This is a genomic window from Frateuria sp. GZRR33 (assembly GCF_051900425.1).
Taxonomy (GTDB): domain Bacteria; phylum Pseudomonadota; class Gammaproteobacteria; order Xanthomonadales; family Rhodanobacteraceae; genus Frateuria_A.
In genome coordinates, this window is the sequence record NZ_JBHZGK010000002.1 from 386,312 (window position 1) to 406,912 (window position 20,601).

At 67.8% G+C, this 20,601-nt stretch carries 23 protein-coding genes; 13 read left to right on the forward strand and 10 right to left on the reverse strand.

Translation table 11 applies throughout. The features are described from left to right. Positions 1-117 precede the first annotated feature (117 nt). From ACFWZU_RS04165 to fliK, 4 genes are all read right to left on the reverse strand, one after another. Positions 118-1,029 (reverse strand): c-type cytochrome, encoded by a 912-nt coding sequence (locus ACFWZU_RS04165; RefSeq protein ID WP_439700145.1) that lies wholly within the window; start codon positions 1,027-1,029, stop codon positions 118-120. Beyond that, positions 1,026-1,679 (reverse strand): c-type cytochrome, encoded by a 654-nt coding sequence (locus ACFWZU_RS04170; protein WP_439700146.1) that lies wholly within the window; start codon positions 1,677-1,679, stop codon positions 1,026-1,028. The genes ACFWZU_RS04165 and ACFWZU_RS04170 overlap by 4 nt, the downstream gene beginning before the upstream one ends. A 315-nt stretch (positions 1,680-1,994) precedes the next feature. Continuing rightward, complete coding sequence (locus ACFWZU_RS04175; RefSeq protein WP_439700147.1) at positions 1,995-2,261, reverse strand: flagellar biosynthesis protein; 267 nt, start codon at positions 2,259-2,261, stop codon at positions 1,995-1,997. Further along, positions 2,258-3,415, reverse strand: a complete 1,158-nt coding sequence (gene fliK, locus ACFWZU_RS04180) for a flagellar hook-length control protein FliK (RefSeq protein ID WP_439700148.1) — start codon at positions 3,413-3,415, stop codon at positions 2,258-2,260. Before fliK ends, ACFWZU_RS04175 begins: the two co-directional genes overlap by 4 nt. Positions 3,416-3,713: 298 nt before the next feature. On the opposite strand from fliK, the gene ACFWZU_RS04185 reads away from it, so the two are divergent. The 10 genes from ACFWZU_RS04185 (at position 3,714) to ACFWZU_RS04230 (ending at position 13,222) form a co-directional block, all read left to right on the forward strand. Beyond that, on the forward strand, positions 3,714-4,028 hold the full coding sequence (locus ACFWZU_RS04185) for an STAS domain-containing protein (protein WP_439700149.1): 315 nt from the start codon (positions 3,714-3,716) through the stop codon (positions 4,026-4,028). An 18-nt stretch (positions 4,029-4,046) separates the two neighbouring features. Then, entirely contained in the window at positions 4,047-4,409 is a 363-nt protein-coding gene (locus ACFWZU_RS04190) for a response regulator (RefSeq protein WP_439700150.1), read from the forward strand. Positions 4,410-4,427: 18 nt separating this feature from the next. Further along, positions 4,428-6,401 (forward strand): chemotaxis protein CheA, encoded by a 1,974-nt coding sequence (locus tag ACFWZU_RS04195; protein WP_439700151.1) that lies wholly within the window; start codon positions 4,428-4,430, stop codon positions 6,399-6,401. A 292-nt stretch (positions 6,402-6,693) separates the two neighbouring features. Then, the gene (locus ACFWZU_RS04200) at positions 6,694-7,212 is read left to right on the forward strand and encodes a chemotaxis protein CheW (RefSeq protein WP_439700152.1); all 519 of its coding nucleotides are present in this window, start codon (positions 6,694-6,696) and stop codon (positions 7,210-7,212) included. 12 nt (positions 7,213-7,224) lie between these two features. Next, a complete protein-coding gene (locus ACFWZU_RS04205; RefSeq protein WP_439700153.1) occupies positions 7,225-8,943 on the forward strand; it encodes a methyl-accepting chemotaxis protein in 1,719 nt (572 codons plus the stop codon). Positions 8,944-8,946: 3 nt separating this feature from the next. Continuing rightward, on the forward strand, positions 8,947-9,822 hold the full coding sequence (locus ACFWZU_RS04210) for a CheR family methyltransferase (protein ID WP_439700154.1): 876 nt from the start codon (positions 8,947-8,949) through the stop codon (positions 9,820-9,822). After that, positions 9,819-10,469 (forward strand): chemoreceptor glutamine deamidase CheD, encoded by a 651-nt coding sequence (gene cheD / locus ACFWZU_RS04215; protein ID WP_439700155.1) that lies wholly within the window; start codon positions 9,819-9,821, stop codon positions 10,467-10,469. The genes ACFWZU_RS04210 and cheD overlap by 4 nt, the downstream gene beginning before the upstream one ends. A gap of 136 nt (positions 10,470-10,605) precedes the next feature. Continuing rightward, complete coding sequence (locus ACFWZU_RS04220) at positions 10,606-11,706, forward strand: protein-glutamate methylesterase/protein-glutamine glutaminase (RefSeq protein ID WP_439700156.1); 1,101 nt, start codon at positions 10,606-10,608, stop codon at positions 11,704-11,706. A 16-nt stretch (positions 11,707-11,722) separates the two neighbouring features. Then, on the forward strand, positions 11,723-12,904 hold the full coding sequence (locus ACFWZU_RS04225; RefSeq protein WP_439700157.1) for a methyl-accepting chemotaxis protein: 1,182 nt from the start codon (positions 11,723-11,725) through the stop codon (positions 12,902-12,904). An 18-nt stretch (positions 12,905-12,922) separates the two neighbouring features. Continuing rightward, positions 12,923-13,222 (forward strand): STAS domain-containing protein, encoded by a 300-nt coding sequence (locus ACFWZU_RS04230; RefSeq protein ID WP_439700180.1) that lies wholly within the window; start codon positions 12,923-12,925, stop codon positions 13,220-13,222. Positions 13,223-13,418: 196 nt separating this feature from the next. Here the strand turns inward: ACFWZU_RS04230 and ACFWZU_RS04235 are convergent, their stop codons facing one another. Continuing rightward, the gene (locus tag ACFWZU_RS04235) at positions 13,419-13,745 is read right to left on the reverse strand and encodes a hypothetical protein (protein WP_439700158.1); all 327 of its coding nucleotides are present in this window, start codon (positions 13,743-13,745) and stop codon (positions 13,419-13,421) included. A gap of 110 nt (positions 13,746-13,855) precedes the next feature. Between ACFWZU_RS04235 and ACFWZU_RS04240 the strand changes: the two genes are divergently transcribed. The 3 genes from ACFWZU_RS04240 to ACFWZU_RS04250 all read left to right on the forward strand — a co-directional run bounded on the left by ACFWZU_RS04240 (position 13,856) and on the right by ACFWZU_RS04250 (position 17,184). Beyond that, positions 13,856-14,437, forward strand: coding sequence for an RNA polymerase sigma factor (locus ACFWZU_RS04240; RefSeq protein ID WP_439700159.1), 582 nt, complete (start codon positions 13,856-13,858; stop codon positions 14,435-14,437). After that, entirely contained in the window at positions 14,434-14,874 is a 441-nt protein-coding gene (locus ACFWZU_RS04245) for a hypothetical protein (RefSeq protein ID WP_439700160.1), read from the forward strand. Before ACFWZU_RS04240 ends, ACFWZU_RS04245 begins: the two co-directional genes overlap by 4 nt. A 216-nt stretch (positions 14,875-15,090) precedes the next feature. Next, on the forward strand, positions 15,091-17,184 hold the full coding sequence (locus ACFWZU_RS04250; protein WP_439700161.1) for a M13 family metallopeptidase: 2,094 nt from the start codon (positions 15,091-15,093) through the stop codon (positions 17,182-17,184). A 408-nt stretch (positions 17,185-17,592) separates the two neighbouring features. Here ACFWZU_RS04250 and ACFWZU_RS04255 read toward each other — a convergent pair whose 3' ends face one another. From ACFWZU_RS04255 to ACFWZU_RS04275, 5 genes are all read right to left on the reverse strand, one after another. Then, the gene (locus ACFWZU_RS04255) at positions 17,593-17,943 is read right to left on the reverse strand and encodes a hypothetical protein (RefSeq protein ID WP_439700162.1); all 351 of its coding nucleotides are present in this window, start codon (positions 17,941-17,943) and stop codon (positions 17,593-17,595) included. A gap of 173 nt (positions 17,944-18,116) precedes the next feature. Beyond that, positions 18,117-18,689, reverse strand: a complete 573-nt coding sequence (locus ACFWZU_RS04260; RefSeq protein ID WP_439700163.1) for an NUDIX hydrolase — start codon at positions 18,687-18,689, stop codon at positions 18,117-18,119. Between the two features lie 433 nt (positions 18,690-19,122). Further along, a complete protein-coding gene (locus ACFWZU_RS04265; protein WP_439700164.1) occupies positions 19,123-19,599 on the reverse strand; it encodes a hypothetical protein in 477 nt (158 codons plus the stop codon). Next, the gene (locus ACFWZU_RS04270) at positions 19,596-20,282 is read right to left on the reverse strand and encodes an RHS repeat-associated core domain-containing protein (protein ID WP_439700165.1); all 687 of its coding nucleotides are present in this window, start codon (positions 20,280-20,282) and stop codon (positions 19,596-19,598) included. Before ACFWZU_RS04270 ends, ACFWZU_RS04265 begins: the two co-directional genes overlap by 4 nt. A gap of 207 nt (positions 20,283-20,489) precedes the next feature. Next, the coding region (locus ACFWZU_RS04275; protein WP_439699801.1) for an integrase core domain-containing protein at positions 20,490-20,601 on the reverse strand (112 nt) is incomplete at its 5' end.

The window sequence follows — 20,601 nt, forward strand, 5'->3', positions numbered from 1 at the left end:
CGGGTTGCCCCGGGGCGCAGTGCGCCAGTGTAGAAAGGGCGCGTGAACTGACGGGCAAAGGGCAGGGCCCGCTGCCGTGGTTGTGACGCCGCGCACACCTGCGCGCGGCGAAGGGGCTCACTCCGCCGGCTCCGAGCCGAGCAGGTGCCCGTTGACGCGCTGGCCGTACAGCGACATCGGCGTGTCGTGGAAGGCCTTGCGAGTGGCGGCCAGGTCGCCCTTGTAGCGCGGGTCCTGCGGGCGCTCGTGCGCATCCATGAACATCGCCACGTCCCAGGCTTCCTGGTCGCTCAGCAGGCCGCCGCGGCTGAGCGGCATGTTCGCCTTGATGAAGGCCGCCGCCTTGTCCAGCTCGTGCATGCCGGCGCCCCAGTTGAACGAGTCAGGCCCCCACAGCGGCGGGAACACGTAGTCGCCGGCGACCTTCTGGCCGCGGCCGTCCGCGCCGTGGCAAAGCGCGCAATCGCGCCCGAACACCGCCTGGCCGCGCGCGTAGTCCGGCGCCTTCGCCGGCGCCGGCACCTTCGGATAGCCGGCGCCCGCGAGCTTTACCCCATGCGGCGCGCCTTGGGCCATCCACGACGAATAGGTTTCCAGCGCGAGGATGACCTTGTCGTCCAGCGGCGGGGCCTTGCCGTTCATGCTGTACATGAAGCAGCCCTGCAGGCGCTCGCCGTAGCTGTTCACGTGGTGGTTCTTCTTGCGGTACTGCGGGTACATGCCATAAGCACCCCACAGCGGCGCCGAATTGGCGAGCCTTCCCGCGTCGAGATGGCAGTTGACGCAGGCCAGTCCATTGCCGACGTAGGCCGGCGCCGCCTTGCGCGTGTGCAGGAAGATCTCGCGCCCCAGGCGCACCATGTCGCCGTAGGGCCCGTCCGGAATGGCCGACTCGGACGGCGGGGCGAAGGCGGGCGCCTTCGCCGTGGGTGCAATGGCTTCGGCCGCATGTGCGTCCAGCGGCGTGCGATCCGTGCAGGCACCGAGTGCGAGGGCGGCGAGCAGCAGGAGGGGGAGGCGCGCGCTCATCGTCCGCCGCTCCCGGCCGGCAGCGGTTGCGCGGCGAACCATTGCGCCACCGCTGCGATGTCCTTTGCGTCGAGCTTGCGGCTCAGCTGCTGCATCAGCTGCAACGGGTCGTTGCGGCGCGTGCCCTGTTGCCATGCTTCCAGTTGCGCCGCGAGGTATGCCGCGGGCTGTCCGGCCAGCGGCGGGAAGTGTGCGCCGACACCCACGCCGCCTGGTCCGTGGCATTGCTCGCAGGCCGGCACCTGTTGCGACCAGCGCCCGCGCGTGGCGAGCGTTGCGCCCAGCACGTTCGCTGGCGTCCGTGGCGAGGGCGGTATCACCGGCGCCGGCAACTGGCTGTAGTACGCCGCGGCCGCCTGCCGCTCATCGGCCGACAGCGCCCGCGCGATCGGCTGCATGACGGCGTTGCTGCGCGTGCCGGTGGCGTAGTCGGCCAACTGCCTGGCCAGATAGGCGGCATCCAGCCCGGCCAGCCGCGGGAAGCCGGCAGCTGCCTGGCCGCCACCGTCGGCACCGTGGCAGGACTGGCAGGGTGGCGCGCCATGGCCGTTGCCCCGGGTGACCAGTGCCGGCACCGACGCGGCATGTGCCAGCAGCGGCCAGGCTCCCGCGAACAGCGCGCCTCCCAGCAGGATCAATCCCTTGTGCACACGCTCACTCCGGACATCGCGATGCTCCCCCAAGGCGGACGGCTTCCGCGGGCGTCAAAGGCGTGAGAAATAGCCGGCGCGGCGTGCATAAAACGTCAGCGGCCGCCGCGGTATGGCGGTAATCGGCGCAGGCGAACCCAGCCGCGGGGAGGCCAGGCAGACGGCGAGCAACGCAACGCTGCTGCAGACATTCCCGCGAGCCCGGCCCCTCACCCCAACCCTCTCCCCGCAGGAAGGAGAGGGAGCCGAGCGTGACGAACGGGTGCAACGCGCGGTCGTTCCGACTCGGCTCCCCGGCGGACGGCTATCGCCTAATCAGGCCGCAGCTTCGCCGCTGGCGTCGTACACGCTGGCAAGCACCGCGGCAGCCGCCGCGTACAGCAGTACCGGCACATCCTCGCGCAGGCGCAGGGCGGCCAGCACCGCGGCGATCTGCGGATCGTGGTGCAGCGGCAGCCCGAGCGCACGGGCGCGCGCCAGCAACAGCTCGAGCGCCTCCGGCGGCAACGGCGCAGCCTTGGTTTCCGGGCCGGCCAGGCGCAGGGTGACGCGGCGCTGCGGAGGCGGCAGGGCGTTGCTCATGCGGTCGCCTTCAGCAGCAGCGCGCTGGCGTGGCTGCGACCCTGCGGCAGGCCGGTCTGGCAGCTCAGCTGCTCCAGTTGCAGGCCGCTGGCGGCAAGGCGCTGGCGCAGCGGGGTGAACTGGCGTTCCAGCCGCTCGGTGGTGGCGCTGCGTTCGGCCCACAGGCGCACGTTCAGGCGCAGGTCGCGCAGTTGCAGCTCGCCCTGCAGCGGCCCGAGCGAGGGCAGGTCGATGGCGAAGCCCAGCGTCCAGGTGCCGGCGCCGGTTTCGGCATCCTGGCCCTGTTCCAGATGGATCTGCAGCACGTCCCGACCGTCCGGGCCCTGCAGCGGGATGTCGATCATCCAGGCCTGCGCGCCGGCCGCATCGAGCTGGGCGATTTCCAGCCGGGCCAGCGCGGCATGCACGTCGCCACGCAGGCGGCCGAGCAACTGGTTGATGTCCTCGTCCGCCGGTGGCTCAGGGAGGGGCACGGCCAGCGGCACGCGCGGCTGTGCCTGCAGGCCGCGCTGGCGCAGCGGCGGCGGGGTGTCGGCGTTGCTGGCCGGCGCGTGGGTGGGCAGGCGCGGCTGCCGGTCGAGCATTGCGGCCAGGCGCAGCAGCACCGCCTTGAAGTCCTCATCCGCCAGCGGCAGCGGGTTGGCACGCGGGCGGGCGAGCTGGGATTCGAGGAACAGGCCGCTGCGGGAGATCGCCTCGCGCAGGCCCTCGGGCCGGCTGATGTCCTGCGGCGTGCGCACGCCCTGGTCGAGCAGGGCCAGCGCCGAGCGCACTTCCGGCGGCAGTTGCCGCAGCACCGGGCGCTGCGCCAGCGCGCCGAGGGTGGCGAGCAGCGGGGCGTAACCGTTCTGCTGCGGCAGGCGTTCGCGCAGCGCCTGCTGCACGCGCGGGTCGCTGCCGGCACCGGCGAGGATCTCCAGCAGCGGCGGGTTGCCCATGGCGAGCACGCGCACCTGGAACTGCGAGGGCAGCGGGATGCCCAGCGGGTCGGTCTCCACCGTGAGCGCGCCGATCTGCAACACCATCCGCCCCTGCTCGCCCATGCCCAGCGGGCGCGCGGACAGCACCGTGCCCACGCGCCAGCTTTCCGACGCGGCGCCGGAGGCGGCACCCGCCCAGGTCATCGCGGCGAGGCTGGTGGGTTGGATGATCACGCGGCTCTCCTGCCTGCCGGCCGGGCGGTTGGGACCGGTTCCGTGCAGTCGGTACAGGAATCGGCGGAGGGGACGATAACTTGAGCGGTACCGGGCGCTACCGCGGTGGGCCTTCCCCCGCGAATGCGGGGGAAGGTGCCGACAGGCGGATGGGGGCGCTTTTGGCGAGGGCCTCCCCCCATCCGCCCTCCGGGCACCTTCCCCCGTGAACGGGGGAAGGATGGGAAAACTGGCTAAAGCCCTCGGCCCTCGCGCCGATAAGCCTCACGCAGGGGCCCGGTACGACGCGGAGGTAAGCATGGGCAGCAAACGAGAGATCAAACAGCCCAGAACGGTCGAGATCGGCTTGCCGGCCGACTGCCGCATGGCGGCGCAGTCGGCCTTGCTGGCCGAGCTGCTGGGCGCGCTGGACGCGCCTTCGACGCAGATCGACGGCAGTGCCGTCGAGCGCGTGGACACCGCCGCGCTGCAGCTGCTGACGCTGTTCCGCCGCGAGGCGCTCTCGCGCGGCTGCGAGGTGAGCTGGCGGGGCGCGAGCAACACATTGTGCGAGGCGGCGGACACGCTCGGCCTCGTCAAGGCACTGGATCTGCCGGCAGCAGTGCCGGCGTAAAACAAGAGGTTGACAGAAATGGCGAAGATTCTTGCGGTGGACGATTCGGCGTCGATGCGCGGCATGGTGGCCTACACCCTGCGCGGCGCCGGCCACGAGGTGACCGAGGCGGAGAACGGCCAGCTCGCGCTGGACGCGGCGGCGGCCGGCGGTTTCGACCTGGTGCTGGCCGACGTCAACATGCCGGTGATGGACGGCATCAGCATGGTGCGCGAGCTGCGCACGCGCCCGGCCTACCAGGGCGTGCCGATCCTGATGCTGACCACCGAGTCACACACGGACAAGAAGATGGAAGGCAAGGCGGCCGGCGCCACCGGCTGGCTGGTCAAGCCGTTCGACCCGGACCAGCTGCTGGCCACGGTCAAGCGCGTGCTCGGCTAAGCCGCGGAGAAACACCCCATGAGCAACGCGGGCCTGGCGCAGTTCCAACAAGTGTTCATCGAGGAGAGCCTGGAAGGGCTCGACACGATGGAATCCTCGCTGCTTGCGCTGGACGAGGGTGGCGACGGGGAACTGGTGCACACCATCTTCCGCGCGGCGCACTCGATCAAGGGCGGCGCGGCCACCTTCGGTTTCCCCGAGATGGCCTCGTTCACCCATGAGGCCGAGTCGCTGCTGGACGAGGTGCGCGGCGGCAAGCGGGCGATCGACAAGCCGATCATCGAATTGCTGCTGCGCTCGGTCGACTGCCTGCGCGGCATGTTCGACCGTGCCAGGGCCGGCGAGCCTCTGAACGATGCCGCCGCCGACGGCGTGCGCGGCGAACTGGCCGCGATGATGGGCCGCGAGGCGCCCCCGCAGGCGGGGCCCGCCCGTCGTGCCGGCGACCAGGCGGGCGCCTGGATCATCCAGTTCAAGCCGCATGCGGGCATGCTCGCCGGCGGCAATGACCCGCTGCGGCTGATCCGCGAACTGGCCGGGCTGGGCGAACTCGTGGTGGAGGCAGACCTCTCGCGCCTGCCGGCGCTGGACAAGCTCGATCCGTCCCAATGCCACCTGGGCTGGACCATCGAGCTCAAGGCGCCGGTCAAGCGCGAGGACATCGCCGCGGTATTCGACTGGGTCGAGGACGAGTGCGACCTGTCCATCGAGCCCAGGCCGAGCGCCGTCGTGACGCCTGCCGCGGCCCCGGCGCCCGCCCCGGCGAACATCGCCGATGCCGCCGCCGCACGCGGCACGCGCGAGGCGAGCGCCGAGTCCAGCTCGGTTCGCGTGGCGATCGACAAGATCGACAGCATGATCAACCTGGTCGGCGAGCTGGTGATCACCCAGGCCATGCTCGACACCTTCCGCGAGGATTTCGACCCGGCCCGCCTGCCGTTGCTGCAGCAGGGCCTGACCCAGCTCGCCCGCCACGCGCGCGAGCTGCAGGAAAGCGTGATGGGCATCCGCATGCTGCCCATCGCCTCGGTGTTCAACCGCTTCCCGCGCCTGGTCCGCGACCTGAGCCAGAAGCTGGGCAAGCAGGTCAGGCTCGACCTGCATGGCGAACAGACCGAGCTGGACAAGACGGTGCTGGAGAAGATCGGCGACCCGATGGTGCACCTGGTGCGCAACGCCATCGACCATGGCCTGGAAACGCCGGACAGGCGGCGCGCCGCAGGCAAGCCCGAGATGGGCACGCTCAAGCTCGACGCCTTCCACCGCGGCGGCAACATCGTGGTGGAGGTGTCCGACGACGGCGCCGGCCTCAATCGCGATGCGATCGTGCGCAAGGCGATCGAGCGCGGGCTGATCGCCAGCGGTGAAGGGCTGAGCGACGAGGCGGTCGGCGAACTGATCTTCCAGCCGGGCTTCTCCACGGCCGCGGTCACTACCGACCTGTCCGGTCGCGGCGTCGGCATGGACGTGGTCCGCCGCAACGTCTCCGACCTCGGCGGTACGGTCACCATCCGCAGCAAGCCGGGGCACGGCAGCGTATTCACCATCACCTTGCCGCTCACGCTCGCCATCATCGACGGCCTTACCGCCGCGGTGGGCGAGGAGCGTTACATCGTGCCGCTGGTGTCGATCGTCGAATCGGTGCAGCTGAAGCCCGAGGGGCTCAAGACCGTGGCCGGGGGCGGCGAGCTGTTCCGCTTCCGCGGCGAGTACCTGCCGGTACTGCGCCTGCACGAGCTGTTCGGCTGCGACGGAGCGAAGCGCTCGATCGAAGAGGGGCTGGTGATCGTGGTCGAGGGCGACGGTTCCCGTGTGGGCCTGTTCGTCGACGGCCTGGTCGGCCAGCAACAAGCCGTCGTCAAGTCGCTGGAAGCCAACTACCGCCGCGTGCAGGGCGTCTCCGGCGCGACCATCCTGGCCGACGGCGCGGTGGCACTTATCGTGGACATCGCCGGCCTGGTACGCCTGCACAGCCGCCGCAAGGCCGCCTGACCGCCCGATCCATGCAGGAGCACGGGTGCGCTCCTGCCTATGTGCAACCGATCCAGCTCGAGGCCCGTGCTGCCCATCGTCGGCAGGCTGGCGCACGAAGCAGCGCGAGCTCGCCTGATCCCATGCAGGAGCACACCTGTGCGCGACCGCACGCTCCAGAGGAGCCGCGCGGTCGCGCCCAAGCGCGCTCCTGCGTGCGACGCACGTCCCGCTCCGCATCGCCGATACCTCTCAAGAACGCCGCCCGGTGGCCGATAGACCCATGTCTCGGCATCTCACCGCGGAAACGCAAATGAACCATCCAGCGAACCCCGCCGCTCCCGAAACGGCTGCGGCGGCCCAGTACCTCACCGTGAACCTCGCGCACGAGGAATACGCCATCGACATCCTGGCCGTGCGCGAGATCCGCGGCTGGACGCCGGTGACGCGCATCCCGCAGGCGCCGCACTACGTCCTGGGCGTGCTCAACCTTCGCGGCGCGATCGTGCCGGTGCTGGACCTGCGGCTGCGCTTCGGCCTGGTGCGCGAGGAATACACGGCGACCACCGTGACGGTGATCGTGACCGTCGCCGAGCGCCTGTTCGGCGTGGTCGTCGACGCCGTCTCCGACGTGCTGGACGTGCAGGCGGACCAGCTGCGCCCGGTGCCCGACATGGGCACCACCGTGGATACCGAATACCTGAAGGGACTGACCGCCGTCGAGGAGCGCATGGTGCTGCTGCTGGACGTCGACAAGCTGCTGCAGCCGCAGGACGCACAGATGCTGGACGCCGCCTTGCCCGCGGCCAATGACGTTAAAGCCGTGGCCTGACAGGAACCACCGATGAAAATGCCCAAGTTCAAGTTCAAGATTCCCTCCCTCACCGTGCGCGGGCGGCTGCGCCTGGTCATGGGCATGCTGATGCTCATGCTGGTCGGCGGCGCCGTGATCGGCATCGGCTCGATGCAGCTGCAGAACGAAAGCATGCGCGCCACCTACGAGAACGAGATCGTTCCCGCCCAGGTCGTGGCGCAGCTGCAGCAGAGCTCGCTGCTGTCCTTCATCGTGCTGGGCGAGGCCGGCAACCTGGTCGGCAAGCCGGCGCTGAAGCAGAAGCTGGCCGAGTTCGCCGAGCACCAGGCTAACGTGGTCAAGTACAAGAAGCTGCTCGGCGGCTTCCCCAAGAGCGAAGCGATCGCCAAGCAGTACAAGGACTACCTCTCGACCAACGAGGACTACCAGAGCGCCAAGAAGGACATGCTCGACGCGCTCGCCCAGAACGACACCGGTGCGCTGGACGTGCTCGACATGGAAGTGCGCCCGCTGCTGATGCTGCGCCAGCAATCGCTGGCCAAGCTGGCCGACCTGCAGCGCGCCGAGGCGCAGAGCATCTACCAGGCGCAGGTCAGCCGCTTCAAGCTGATCCGCGCGATCAGCATCGGCGCGCTGGCCGCCGGCTTGCTGCTGGCGGTGTGGATGGCGCTCTCGCTCAGCCGCTCGATCATCGGCACGCTCGCCTACGCCGGCCGCGTCGCCCGTGAAATCGCCCAGGGCAAGCTTGGCCATGCGATCCAGGTCAAGCGCAATGACGAGCTTGGCCAGCTGCTGGAAGCCTTCCGCAGCATGGACGAACGGCTGTCCGCCATCGTCGGCGAGGTACGCCACGGCTCCGGCGCGGTGAGCACCGCCGCGCAGCAGATCGCCCGCGGCAACGACGACCTGTCCCAGCGCACGCAGGAGCAGGCCTCCAGCCTGGAGGAAACCGCGTCCTCGATGGAGGAGATGACCTCCACCGTCAAGCAGAACGCCGAGAACGCCAGCCACGCCAACCAGCTGGCCCGCGGCGCCCGCGAGCAGGCCGAGCGCGGCGGCGAGGTGGCTTCCCAGGCGGTGGTGGCGATGAAGGAGATCAATGCCTCCAGCCGCAAGATTTCCGACATCGTCAGCCTGATCGACGAGATCGCCTTCCAGACCAACCTGCTCTCGCTCAACGCGGCCGTGGAAGCGGCGCGTGCCGGCGAGCAGGGTCGCGGCTTCGCGGTGGTCGCCACCGAGGTGCGCAACCTGGCGCAGCGCTCCGCTGGCGCGGCCAAGGAAATCAAGACGCTGATCAACGATAGCGCCGAGAAGGTCAAGGCCGGCTCCGACCTGGTCGACCAGTCGGGCAAGGCGCTCGCCGAGATCGTCGACAGCGTCAAGAAGGTCACCGACATCGTGGCCGAGATCGCCGCGGCCAGCCAGGAGCAGTCGGCCGGCATCGACCAGGTCAACCACGCCGTGTCGCAGATGGACGAGATGACCCAGCAGAACGCCGCGCTGGTCGAGGAGGCCGCCGCGGCCGCCCGCGCCATGCAGGAGCAGGCCAACGAGCTGGCTCGCCAGGTCGCGTTCTTCCGCCTCGAGGGCGACGCCGCGCCGGCGCCCGCGCCAGCCAGGCCGCAGGCCTCCTCGGTGGTGGCCGAAGCCGAGGCGGTGTTCGCCGCCGTGCGCAACACGCCGCCGGCGCGCGCCCCGCGCAGGGCCGAAGTCGTTGCCGATGCGGGCGCCTGGAAGGAGTTCTGAGCGATGAGCGCGCTCGCCAGCCATGACCACGCGACGGCCGGCGCCATCGGCCCGGTGCTCGGCGACGGCGAGTTCCAGTTCCTGCGCGCGTTCGTCTACGAGCACTGCGGGATCGCACTCAGCGAACAGAAGCGGCAATTGGTGCAGGGGCGCCTGGCGCGCCGCCTGCGTGCGCTCGGCATGAAGGGGTTCGACGCGTACTGCAATCTGCTGCGCAGCGACCCGGACGGCGAGATGGGCGAGCTGGCCAGCGCGATCAGCACCAACGTGACCGCGTTCTTCCGCGAGGTGCATCACTTCGAGGCGCTGGCCAACGATATGCTCCCGCGCTGGCTGGAACAGAAGCGCCGCGAAGGCGATCGGCTGCGCATCTGGTCGGCCGGCTGCTCCAGCGGCGAGGAGCCCTACTCGCTGGCGATGGTGCTGGCCGAGGCGCTGGAGCGTTGCGGCCGCGACGTCGATGCGAAGATCCTGGCTACCGACCTCTCGCCCGCGGCGCTGGCCGCGGCGCAGAAGGGCGTCTATCCGGTCGAACGGCTGGAAGGCGTCAGCGCCGAGCGGCGCCGGCGCTGGTTCCTGCGCGGGGAGGGCGAGTACGCGGGGCTGGCCTGCGTGCATCCGAAGCTGCGCGAGCTGGTCACCATCCTGCCGCTCAACCTGCTGCACGAGTGGCCGATGCAGGGACCGTTCGATGCGATCTTCTGCCGCAACGTCGTGATCTATTTCGACCAGCCGACCAAGCAAAAGCTGTTCCGCCGCTTCGCGCGGCTGTTGCCCCCGGGCGGCCCGCTGTTCCTGGGCCACTCCGAATCCATGCACGGTCTCTCCGACGAGTTCGAACTGATCGGCCGCACCATCTATCGGAAGAAGACTGCATGACCCAGGTTGTCGCGAGGCTGTCGCTCGGCGAGGCCATCGCACCCGCTCTACCCGGTTTCGAGCATCTGCGCAGGTTCTGGGATCCCACCCACCAGTGCGTCACCGCCAAGGTGCTGCCTGGCGAGTTCTACGTGAGCACGCAGGAGGAAATGATCTCCACCGTGCTGGGCTCCTGCATCGCCGCCTGCATTCGCGACCGTCGCCGGCGCGTGGGCGGCATGAACCACTTCATGTTGCCCGAGCCGGTCGGCGAGCGTGACAGCTGGTCGGCAGCGGTCGGCCGCGCGGCGCGCTATGGCTCCGACGCCATGGAGCAGCTGATCAACGCCATCCTCAAGGCCGGCGGGCACCGCGAAGACCTGGAGGTGAAGATCTTCGGCGGCGGCCGCGTGCTGGCCCAGATGACGGACGTGGGCCGGCGCAACATCGAATTCATCCAGCGCTACCTGGAGACCGAAAGGCTCGAAGTGGCCGCCTCGGACCTCGGCGACGTGTACCCGCGCCAGGTCCAGTATTTCCCCGCCAGCGGCAAGGTGCGCGTGCGCCAGCTCCGCGGCACGCGCGACGCGCAGCTGGTCGACGGCGAGCGCGTCTACCTCAAGCGTTTGGCAAACGATCCGATAAAGGGAGAGGTGGAGCTCTTCTGACACGGTGGCGCTGGGCCGTGGGGGCGCGGCATCCGCCGTTCCTGCGGCGCCCACCGCAGGCGCAGGCGGATCAACGCCCTCACGACCCAGCGCCATCGCTCCACTTCATTTCAAAGGCAAGCTCGAGACATACGGCATGGACAAGGTGCGAGTTCTGGTAGTCGACGATTCCGCACTGGTGCGCAAGCTCCTGTCGACCATGCTTGCCTCCGATCCGCAGATCGAGGTGGTCGGTACCGCGGCCGACCCGCTGATCGCGCGCGACAAGATCAAGCAGTTGAACCCGGACGTGCTCACGCTCGACGTCGAGATGCCGCGCATGGACGGGCTCACCTTCCTCGAAAACCTGATGCGCCTGCGGCCGATGCCGGTGGTGATGGTTTCATCGCTGACCGAGCAGGGCGCGGATGTCACCCTGCGTGCGCTGGAACTGGGCGCGGTGGACTTCTTCACCAAGCCGTCCAGCGACCTGGCCAACGTGTTCGCCGCCAGCGCGCAGGACATCTGCGCCAAGGTGAAGACTGCCGCGCGCGCGAAGCCCCGCGCCCGCACCGCCGTGCGCAAGCTCGACGTCGCGCCGCGGCTGTCGGCCGATGCCGTGCTGCCGCTGTCGCAGTCGGCCGGCACGCGCGGCGGCAGCCCGATCATCGCGATCGGCGCGTCCACCGGCGGCACCGAGGCGATCCGCGCGGTGCTCGAGGCGATGCCGCCGGATGCGCCGCCGATCGTCATTACCCAGCACATTCCGGCCGCCTTCAGCGGTCCGTTCGCCACGCGCATGGACAACTGCTCGGCCATGCGCGTGTGCGAGGCCCGCGACGGCCAGCCGATCCAGCAGGGCCACGCCTACATCGCGCCGGGCGCGCAGCACCTGCTGGTGATGTGGGACGGCGCCAAGTACGTCTGCCGCCTGCACGACGGCCCGCCGGTGAACCGGCACAAGCCCAGCGTCGACGTGCTGTTCCGCTCGATGGCGGCCAGCGTGGGCAAGGCGGCCGTCGCCGCGCTGCTCACCGGCATGGGCGACGATGGCGCACGCGGGCTGCTGGAACTGTCCCAGACCGGTGCGTCGACGCTGGTGCAGGACGAAGACTCCTCGGTGGTGTGGGGCATGCCCGGCGCCGCCTGGAAGCTCGGCGCCGCCCGCGAAGCGCTTCCACTGGACCAGATTGCCGCGCGCCTGCTGAAGCTGGCACGCCAACCCCTCGACCACGCCACGCGCGTCGCCGCCCTTTGATCACGGAAGAGATTCCATGAACGCCATCCTTTCCTTCTTCCACACCCGCCACCTGGTCGGCCTTTCGGCCAGCGCCGCGGCGCTGCTGGTCAGCCTGCTCTGGCATCCGGCCTGGCTGGCGCCGGTGCTGGTGATCGCGCTGGCCGCCGCCTGGATCGTCGACGCCCGCCGCAGCGCCTCCGCCGTCGAGGCAGTGGTGCCGGAGGCGATCGATCCCACGCCCGTGCGCGAAGCGCTCGAGGACGTGCGCAGTGCGTTGGTCGATGAACTCGGCCACGCCACGCGCGAGCTGCACCAGGGCCTGGACCTGCTGCGCGACGCGGTGCAGGAACTGGGCGGCGGCTTCGACGGCCTGTCGCAGAAGACCGGCCTGCAGCAGTCGCTGCTCAAGCAGATCATCGACGTGCAGAACGGCGGCGTCTCGGTGCAGGACTTCGCCGCGCGCACGTCCGACCTGCTGGAGCACTTCGTCGGCATGATCGTGCAGATGTCGCGCGAAAGCCTGCGCATCGTCTACCGCATCGACGGCATGGCCAAGGAAATGGACGCGGTGTTCGGCCTGCTGAAGAACGTCAACACGATCGCCGAGGAAACCAACCTGCTGGCGCTGAACGCCTCGATCGAGGCGGCGCGTGCGGGCGAGTCCGGCCGCGGCTTCGCGGTGGTCGCGGGCGAGATCCGCAACCTGGCGAGCAACTCGAACCAGTTCAACGAGCAGATCGGCAGCCACGTCGAGCGCGCCCGCGCGGCGATGGAACAGTTGCGCGGGCTGGTCGGCACGATGGCGTCGCAGGACCTCAACGTGGCGCTGTCGGCCAAGGGCGGCATCGACGCGATGATGGCGCACGTGACCGAGTCGGATGCGCGCACGAATGCCGTTGCCGACCAGGTGGTCGAGATCAACCGCGGCCTGGGTTCGGACGTCTCCACCACGATCCGCTCGCTGCAGTTCGAGGACATCCTCAGCCAGCTGCTGCAGCAGACGCGCTCGCGCCTGGTCGAGTTGCAGGAAATCACCGCCGACTGCACTCGCGACATCGAGGAGCTGGCCTGCAGCAGGATCGACGCCGAGGCGCTGGAAGCCCGCGCCCAGCGCGTGCGCGCCCGCCTGGCGGTGCAGCGCGAAAAGGCCCGCCTGCGCTCGCGCGGCCCCGCGCTGCAGAGCTCGATGGACGCCGGCGAGATCGAACTCTTCTAAGGAACGCACGCCATGAGCATCAACGTCCACCATGACAGCGACACCGATTGCCTGACCCTGCACCTGGGCGAGCACTTCGACTTCAGCATGCACCGCGACTTCCACGACGCGTGCCTGGGTACCGGAGTCAAGGCGCGCAGCTACGTCATCGACCTGGGCGAGGTCACCCGCATGGACAGCTCCGCGCTGGGCATGCTGCTGCTGTTGCGCGAACACGCCGGCGCCGACCGGGCCGAGATCCGCATCGTCAACGCCCGCGACGAACTGCGCGGCACGCTGCGCGTGGCCGGCTTCGACAAGCTGTTCGTGCTGCACTGACATCCGGCTCCCTCTCCCTTTCCGGGAGAGGGTTGGGATGAGGGGCGGGGGGGGCTCGCCAGGAACCCTTCTTTCAGCCCCGGCTCCAGGTCTGCACCAGCGGAAAAAGGCGGCAACAGCCCGCCCCTCCCGGTTCTACCGACCTCCCCGCAAGCCCCGCCCGCCGCCCTCCAGCCGGAGGGCGGCGGGCGCGTATTCAGGCGAGCCGACGGGCGATCCCGTAGAACACCAGGTTGCCGAGGCCGGTGGCTACGGCGAGCACCGCCACCAGCCCCGGGGTCAGGTCCTGCCAGCCGAACGCCTGGATCAGGGCGAAGCCGATGCCCAGCGCCACCAGCACGACGCCCCAGTGCAGCGAGGAATGCCGCCGGCGCAGTTCCTCGCTCTGCAGCACCGAGCGCACCAGCTCTTCGGAACCGCCGACGGTGACCATCTGCCGGCGCACGCGCGCGTCGACGATCACCTTGATGGCGTAGGTAATGCAGATGAATAGCGTGATGGGGATGAGATCGCCCAGATTCATGGTCCTGCTCCTGTGGTGAGGGTTGCAGGCCAAGAGAGACGGTTCCGCCGCGGACGGTTGCATCCGCAGGCACTTGCAACCGTTGGCCCGCCGCGCGTATCCCAGCAGTGATGGACGAGCGCCCCGCCAACCCGGACCGCGAACTGGTCGATGCCGTACTGCGCGGCGCGCCCGGCGCGTTCGAGCGCCTGGTGCGCGCCTACCAGGGCCTGTGCTGGCACATCATCTACCGCATGGTGCGCCATCCGGAGGACGCGCGGGAGCTGTGCCAGGAAACCTTCCTGCGCGTGCACCAATGCCTCCATCAGTACCGCTACGAGAGCGCGTTGAAGTCCTGGATCGGACAGGTGGCGTACTCGATCGCGCTGCGCCACCTTCAACGCAAGCGCATCCCGCTGTTCGAGCCGGCCGCGGACGAGGAGGCCACTTCGCCCCTGGAGAACCTGGGCGGCGAATTCGACCTGGAACAGGCATTCGGCGACGAACAGGTCGCGCGTCGCCTGCACGCCGCCATCGACGCACTGCCGCCGGTACAGCGCGCGGTGCTCACGCTCTACCATCTGGAGGAGGCGACAATCCCGGAGATCGCCACGATCACCGGGCTGGCCTCCGGCACCATCAAGAGTCATCTGTTCCGCGCGCGCCTGCGCCTTCGTGGCGTACTGGAAGGCCCGCTGGGAGTCGCCGTATGAATCACGATCCGCGTTTGTCGCCGCTGGAAGAGCACGAATGGTCGCTGCAGGAACGGGCGCTGGCCGAACAGCGCGCCGGGTTCGCCCCGCGCGATGGCCAAGCATCGCTGGGCACCTACCGGACGATGGCCCGTTGGCTGGCGCAGCCGCCCGCCGAACAGTTGCCCGCCGATTTCGCCCGTCGCCTCGCGCGGCAGGTGCAGCCGGTCGCACGCCCGGATGCCGGGCTGGAGCGCGGCCTGCTCGCACTGCTCACCGCGGCGCTGGGCGTGGCGGGGCTGGCCGCCCTCGTCATCTACGGCGACGCTTGGCTGCCCGCGCTGGACCAGGGCGTGGTCGGTGCCGTGCTGGCCAAGCCGCTGGCCTGGGTCGTCGCGGCTTGCCTCGGGCTTTCCCGCCTGTCCCGTTCATGGCTGCACCACGACCAGCCGGCCTGATGCGTCCGGTGGCATGAGCTGGCCGCTCTCCCTGTCGGAAGAAGGTCACGCTTGCGCACATTCCATCGGGGCCCGCTCGGGCCGACGCGGGTCCCGCGCGGCACCGCACGCAGCCCGTGCGAGGCACGACCGGGCCCGGATAGCCCACAGGTCATGCACACCCCATTGCCGCTTCGCCGCTATCGTGGGTGCCTGTTTGGACCTGGAGCGAAGGCTATGCAAGCGATGCGATGGATGGTGGCGACCGCACTGCTGTGCGGTTCGGCGGTGAGCGTGGGGGCGTTCGCGGCGGCGGCCCAGCAGGGCAAGGCGCCCGCAGGCATCCCGGTCGGCGGTGCGATCGGCGTGGACCTGGCGGGCATGGATCACTCGGTCAAGCCGGGCGACGATTTCGACAATTACGCCAACGGTACCTGGCGCAAGAACGCGGTGATCCCGGCCGACCGCGCGAGCACCGGCATCTTCCTGCAGGTGTTCCAGAAAGCCGAGAAGCGCAACGCGCAGATCATCCGGGACGCCGGCGCCGGCCACCCGGCCGCGGGCAGCAACCAGCGCAAGATCGCCGACTACTACGCCGCCTTCATGAACGAGGCGGCGATCGAGAAGGCCGGCCTGACGCCGCTCAAGCCTGAGCTGGACAAGATCGCCGCGATCCGCGACCGCAGCGATCTCTCGCGCGTGCTCGGCGGCCAGCTGCGTGCCGACGTCGACCCGATCAACGCGACCAACTGGGAGACCGAACACCTGTTCGGCCTGTTTGTCACCCAGGGCCTGGAAGACCCCTCGCACAACATCGCCTACCTGCTGCAAGGCGGCCTGGGCATGCCCAACCGCGACTACTACCTCAGCGACGACAAGGAGATGGCCGGCTTCCGCGACAAGTACAAGGCCTACATGGTCGCGACCCTGCAGCGCGCCGGCGTGGCCGACGCCCAGGCCAAGGCCGACGCCATCTTCGCGCTGGAGATGAAGATCGCCAAGGCGCAGTCGAGCCTCGTCGAGAGCGAAGACGTGCACAAGGCGAACAACCCCTGGCCGGCCAGCAGCTATGCGCAGAAGGCGCCGGGCATCGACTGGAACGCCTACTTCGAAGCCGCGGGTCTGGCCGGTCAGCCGGTGATCGACGCCTGGCAGCCGGAAGCGATCAAGGGACTGTCCGCGCTGGTCGCCAGCGAACCGCTTCAGACCTGGAAGGATTACCTCACCTTCCACACCATCAACGAGAGCGCCGGCCTGCTGCCGAAGCCCTACGCCGACGCCAGCTTCGAGTTCTACGGCCACACGCTGACCGGCACGCCCAAGCAGCGCGACCGCTGGAAGCGCGCGATCAGTGCGGTCAACAACGACCTCGGCGACGCGGTGGGCCAGATCTACGTCAAGAAGTATTTCCCGCCCGCGTCCAAGGCGGAAGTCCAGGACATGGTCAAGAACATTCTGGCCGCGTTCGACGAGCGCGTGGACCAGCTCGACTGGATGACCGATGCCACCAAGCAGAAGGCCAAGGCCAAGATCGAGTCCCTCAAAGTCGGCGTGGGCTATCCGGAAACCTGGCGCGACTACAGCGCGCTGGTGATCAACCCGGACGACGCACTGGGCAACCACCTGCGTGCGGTGGAGCAGGAATACCGCCACCAGAAGGCCAAGCTCGGCCAGCCGGTGGATCGCGGCGAGTGGTGGATGACGCCGCAGACGGTCAACGCGGTGAACCTGCCGCTGCAGAACGCGCTCAACTTCCCGGCGGCGATCCTGGAAGCGCCGTTCTTCGATCCGAAGGCGGACGCGGCGGCCAACTACGGCTCGATCGGCGCCGTCATCGGCCACGAGATCAGCCACAGCTTCGACAACACCGGCGCCGAGTTCGATGCCCAGGGCCGCCTGGCCAACTGGTGGACGCCCGAAGACCTGGCCCACTTCAAGGCTGCCGGCCAGAAGCTGGTCGAGCAGTACAACGCCTACGAGCCGCTGCCCGGTCTGCACATCAACGGCCAGCAGACGCTGGGCGAGAACATCGCCGACGTCTCCGGCCTGACCGCCGCCTGGATCGCCTACCAGAAATCGCTCGGCGGCAAGCCCGCGCCGGTGCTGCACGGCCTGACCGGCGCGCAGCGCTTCTTCCTGGCCTACGCGCAGTCCTGGCGCAGCAAGACCCGCGATGCGGCACTACGCCAGCAGATCGTTACCGACGGCCATGCGCCGGGCCGTTACCGCGCGCAGACCGTGCGCAACATTGACGCCTGGTACCAGGCGTTCGATCCCAAGCCCGGGCAGAAGCTCTACCTGGACCCGAAGCAGCGGGTGCACATCTGGTAAGCGCCACCGGTCCTTCCCCTGCGGAGCGGGGGAAGGATGCACTCCTGAAGCCCCAGGCGAACGCAACAAAAAGGCCCCAGTCGGGGCCTTTTTGCTGGTGCCTGCAACGACTCTTTCCCCGCGGAGCGGAGTAACGCTCACTCGGGGCGTTCACGCGGAACAAAAAAAGGCCCGGTCGGGCCCTCTTGCCGATAAGCCTGCAACGACCCTTCACCCGTACACGGGGGAAGGTGCCCGAAGGGCGGATGGGAGGCCTTGCGAAAACGTTCCTGTCTTGCGCAAAAAACCCCGTCCACCTCCCGACATCCTCCCCAGGAAATCAGGGCAAGGCATCACCGCGAAGCGCCACGCGAAACACAAAAAAGGCCCCAACAGGGGCCTTTTTTGCCTGCGCATCCAGTCCGATGCTTACCAGGTACGCACGTTCGCCACGCCGGCGGTGAAGCTCTGCATGTCCGACTGGTAGCGGAACAGGCGGCCCAGGTCGAACTCGACCGACTGGCCCGGGGCGATGTTGGCAGTGCCCGCCGGCCAGCCCTTCTTGCTGGCCAGCACCTTGCCGCTGGAGTCCTTGGCGTCGATGGCGATCTGCGCGGCCGCCGGTTCGGCGCAATGGTTGACCAGCTGGCCCTTCAGGCTCAGGCGGCCGCCGCTGGCGGCGATCTTGAAATCCTGCACGGCGAAGTCGGTCGGCGAGCAGGCGGCATGCGCGGCCATCGGCGCGAGCAGGAACAGGGCGGAGGCGAGCAGGATTTTCATGGCGGATTCCGTTGCAGTAGGGATGTCGATAGGAGGCGACACCCCCGGAATCGGCCACTGCCGGGAAATCTTTAGCGCGTTTGACCAAACCGGCCAGGCTGCCCGCAGGGTGGGCTTCAGCCCACCATGGCCTTGCTGCAAGGTGGCGGCGGGCTGAAGCCCGTCCTAAGACACTACGCTACCTGCGCACGTTGACCGGCGTGCTCCAGGAACCACAGCCCGGCGAACAGCTTCGGATCGATCGAATATCCCTCGGCCGCTCGCGCGAACAGCCACGCGCCTGCCTCGGTGCGGGGTACCTCGTGCACCACGATGTTCTCGCTCTCGTCGCCGCCGCCCGCACCCACCCTGACCAGGTCGTGGGCCTGCACGAACGCGATCATTTCCGTGCTCATGCCCGAAGACGACGGTCCTTCGTGGATGAACTCCACGCGGCCACACCGATAGCCGGTCTCCTCCTCCAGCTCGCGCGCTGCTGCGAGCAGCGCGCTTTCGTCCAGCTGGTCGGCCAGGTCCCCGACCAATCCGGCCGGCATCTCGATGGTGTGCTTGAGAATCGACACCCGGTACTGCTCCACGAACAGCACGCAATCATCCGGCGTCACCGCCACGATGATCACCGCGCCGCCGGGGTTGTTGCGCTCGGCATACTCCCAGCGCCCCCGCTTGCGCAGACTGAGCCAGCGGCCTTCACAGAGGGTTTCGACGGGGGCGTGTGCGTCGTCGGGGATGCGGTCGTCGTTCATGGGGCTGCCGGTTCGAGGAGTAAGGCATGGTGCCGCGCACGGCCTTACCCGGCAATCAGGGCCGCTTGCGGCCAGGAGCAGACACTACGCGCAACATTGAACTCCCTGCGGCGACATCAGCATCAAAGCTGCCGAGCTGCTATCCGGCCAACTTCGTGCGCGGAGCCAATCCCATTGTGCCCCTGGGCGACCAATATCCGCACCAAGTGCAAAAAACAGAACACCTCGTGCCTAACCGCAGCGTTCCACCAGCGGAAAATCCTACAAATACCCATGCCTCTCGCACTCGTGCGGCTATTGCCGATTTCTTACGGCGAAACCGGTCTTCGCTACGGCAATCTGCATTGATTCTACGACGTCCTTGATGGTGCAGCCTGTGCACGCAAGGGCAGCATTGAACAGATGGTTACAGTCGAAAAGAAACACCCCCAATCTATCCCGCGTGTTCTTTGCCTTTACCACGAGGCGGGATAAGCTTATCCATGACGGATCTCCCGCTCTCTTCACTGGGAACGCCTATATTGATATACCCATTGACCATTGGCGCCGCCAACCAACCGGATACTTCAATTACACCGTTTTTGACAATAAACATTCTGCTGTTTACGTGATTGCTCGTGAAAACCCCTAGTCGCGATTTATCAGACGGCTTGACGAATAGAAACAACATATATAGGTCTAAACCTTCCGAATACCTTAACTGTCCCTCTTTGATTGAAACGTTTCTCAAATAGGCGTCCTGACTAACGCACTCATTTTGGCCATCGTCGGACTTTAATCGAAGCTCATTTTTTGAGTCCGCCGATGTTCTTGGCGTGCATGCGATCGCGATGTCAACAAAGTTTTCCGCCATGACCGGTACGAATGCTTGAGTTGCTAGCACCAGACACGTGGCAAAAAGCTTTTTCATGGTACCACCCTCGTTTCGAGTATTTTTGAATACACTTCTATTAGATCCCAAGCGTTTGCTGCCGGCGGGCCCGAGGATTGAATTTGATCCGGAAAACCGTATCTCGTGCAGGTGCAGTCAGGGTTCGACCTTTCATAATCGGCCACCGTAGGGTATCCGCCGTTAAAAAATTCATCTCGGATTCCGGGAAAGGTTGCGCTGCAGAAGTTCCGATCTGAATGACATGCAGCTCTAAAACAAAGCAGGGTGTATTGATTCGGGGGGGGCTTCAGGGGACGCGCCAGCGGGTGGTCCGGGGGGCACAATGCTAGAAGGCAAATTGACGCCAGGCGAGACAGGTCCATAGGGGCCACCCGCACCCGGAGGCCTGTTCCATGAAAACGAAGAGGGCGCCCTGGGCCAGTGACTTGTAACCCGGACGGGTCGATGCCGTCGAGCGGTACATTGCTTACGTAGCTATAGGTGTTCAGCCCGCCTTCGAGCCCTATGGGATCACTCTGTATGTATCGTCCAGTGTCCGGGTCGTAGTAGCGGCGCATGTTGTAGTGCAGGCCAGTCTCCACATCGTAGTACTGCCCCGGGAACCGCGTGTAGAAGTTGCCGGCGCCGCCCTTGGGCGCTTCACCAAACGCATTGTTGAGCCACGGCCACTCGTAACTACGTACCCCGAGCGGGCTGGTCACCGCACGTACCGTGTTCAGCTGATCGGCAAACAGGTAGCTGATCTTCGGCGCGATGAGTCCGGCATCGGTCGCCGCCGCGACGGGAATGCCATCGAGGTAAACATACTCGCGGTAGTCGCTGGCAAGGTACTCACCGTATAGGTTGCCAGTGCCCTTCGGGTCGTAGACGGTCGCCGCCTGGCCCAGGCTGGGGCGTAAGCTCCCCCGTCAAGCAGACACTTCAAAAGTAGAACGACTGGCGGCTTGTTGGCGGTACTCGGCGGGTGTCAGATCACCGAGCGATTCGTGGGGGCGTTGCTCGTTGTAGTCGAGCATCCAC

Excerpts from the sequence above, each read along its gene's own strand:
- ACFWZU_RS04165 (WP_439700145.1), bottom strand. The coding sequence starts at position 1,029 with ATGAGCGCGCGCCTCCCCCTCCTGCTGCTCGCCGCCCTCGCACTCGGT.
- ACFWZU_RS04255 (WP_439700162.1), bottom strand. The coding sequence starts at position 17,943 with ATGAAAATCCTGCTCGCCTCCGCCCTGTTCCTGCTCGCGCCGATGGCC.
- cheD (WP_439700155.1), top strand. The coding sequence starts at position 9,819 with ATGACCCAGGTTGTCGCGAGGCTGTCGCTCGGCGAGGCCATCGCACCC.
- ACFWZU_RS04265 (WP_439700164.1), bottom strand. The coding sequence starts at position 19,599 with ATGAAAAAGCTTTTTGCCACGTGTCTGGTGCTAGCAACTCAAGCATTC.
- ACFWZU_RS04210 (WP_439700154.1), top strand. The coding sequence starts at position 8,947 with ATGAGCGCGCTCGCCAGCCATGACCACGCGACGGCCGGCGCCATCGGC.
- ACFWZU_RS04250 (WP_439700161.1), top strand. The coding sequence starts at position 15,091 with ATGCAAGCGATGCGATGGATGGTGGCGACCGCACTGCTGTGCGGTTCG.
- ACFWZU_RS04245 (WP_439700160.1), top strand. The coding sequence starts at position 14,434 with ATGAATCACGATCCGCGTTTGTCGCCGCTGGAAGAGCACGAATGGTCG.
- ACFWZU_RS04220 (WP_439700156.1), top strand. The coding sequence starts at position 10,606 with ATGGACAAGGTGCGAGTTCTGGTAGTCGACGATTCCGCACTGGTGCGC.
- ACFWZU_RS04205 (WP_439700153.1), top strand. The coding sequence starts at position 7,225 with ATGAAAATGCCCAAGTTCAAGTTCAAGATTCCCTCCCTCACCGTGCGC.
- ACFWZU_RS04260 (WP_439700163.1), bottom strand. The coding sequence starts at position 18,689 with ATGAACGACGACCGCATCCCCGACGACGCACACGCCCCCGTCGAAACC.
- ACFWZU_RS04235 (WP_439700158.1), bottom strand. The coding sequence starts at position 13,745 with ATGAATCTGGGCGATCTCATCCCCATCACGCTATTCATCTGCATTACC.
- ACFWZU_RS04175 (WP_439700147.1), bottom strand. The coding sequence starts at position 2,261 with ATGAGCAACGCCCTGCCGCCTCCGCAGCGCCGCGTCACCCTGCGCCTG.
- ACFWZU_RS04225 (WP_439700157.1), top strand. The coding sequence starts at position 11,723 with ATGAACGCCATCCTTTCCTTCTTCCACACCCGCCACCTGGTCGGCCTT.
- ACFWZU_RS04190 (WP_439700150.1), top strand. The coding sequence starts at position 4,047 with ATGGCGAAGATTCTTGCGGTGGACGATTCGGCGTCGATGCGCGGCATG.
- ACFWZU_RS04240 (WP_439700159.1), top strand. The coding sequence starts at position 13,856 with ATGGACGAGCGCCCCGCCAACCCGGACCGCGAACTGGTCGATGCCGTA.
- ACFWZU_RS04185 (WP_439700149.1), top strand. The coding sequence starts at position 3,714 with ATGGGCAGCAAACGAGAGATCAAACAGCCCAGAACGGTCGAGATCGGC.
- ACFWZU_RS04200 (WP_439700152.1), top strand. The coding sequence starts at position 6,694 with ATGAACCATCCAGCGAACCCCGCCGCTCCCGAAACGGCTGCGGCGGCC.
- ACFWZU_RS04195 (WP_439700151.1), top strand. The coding sequence starts at position 4,428 with ATGAGCAACGCGGGCCTGGCGCAGTTCCAACAAGTGTTCATCGAGGAG.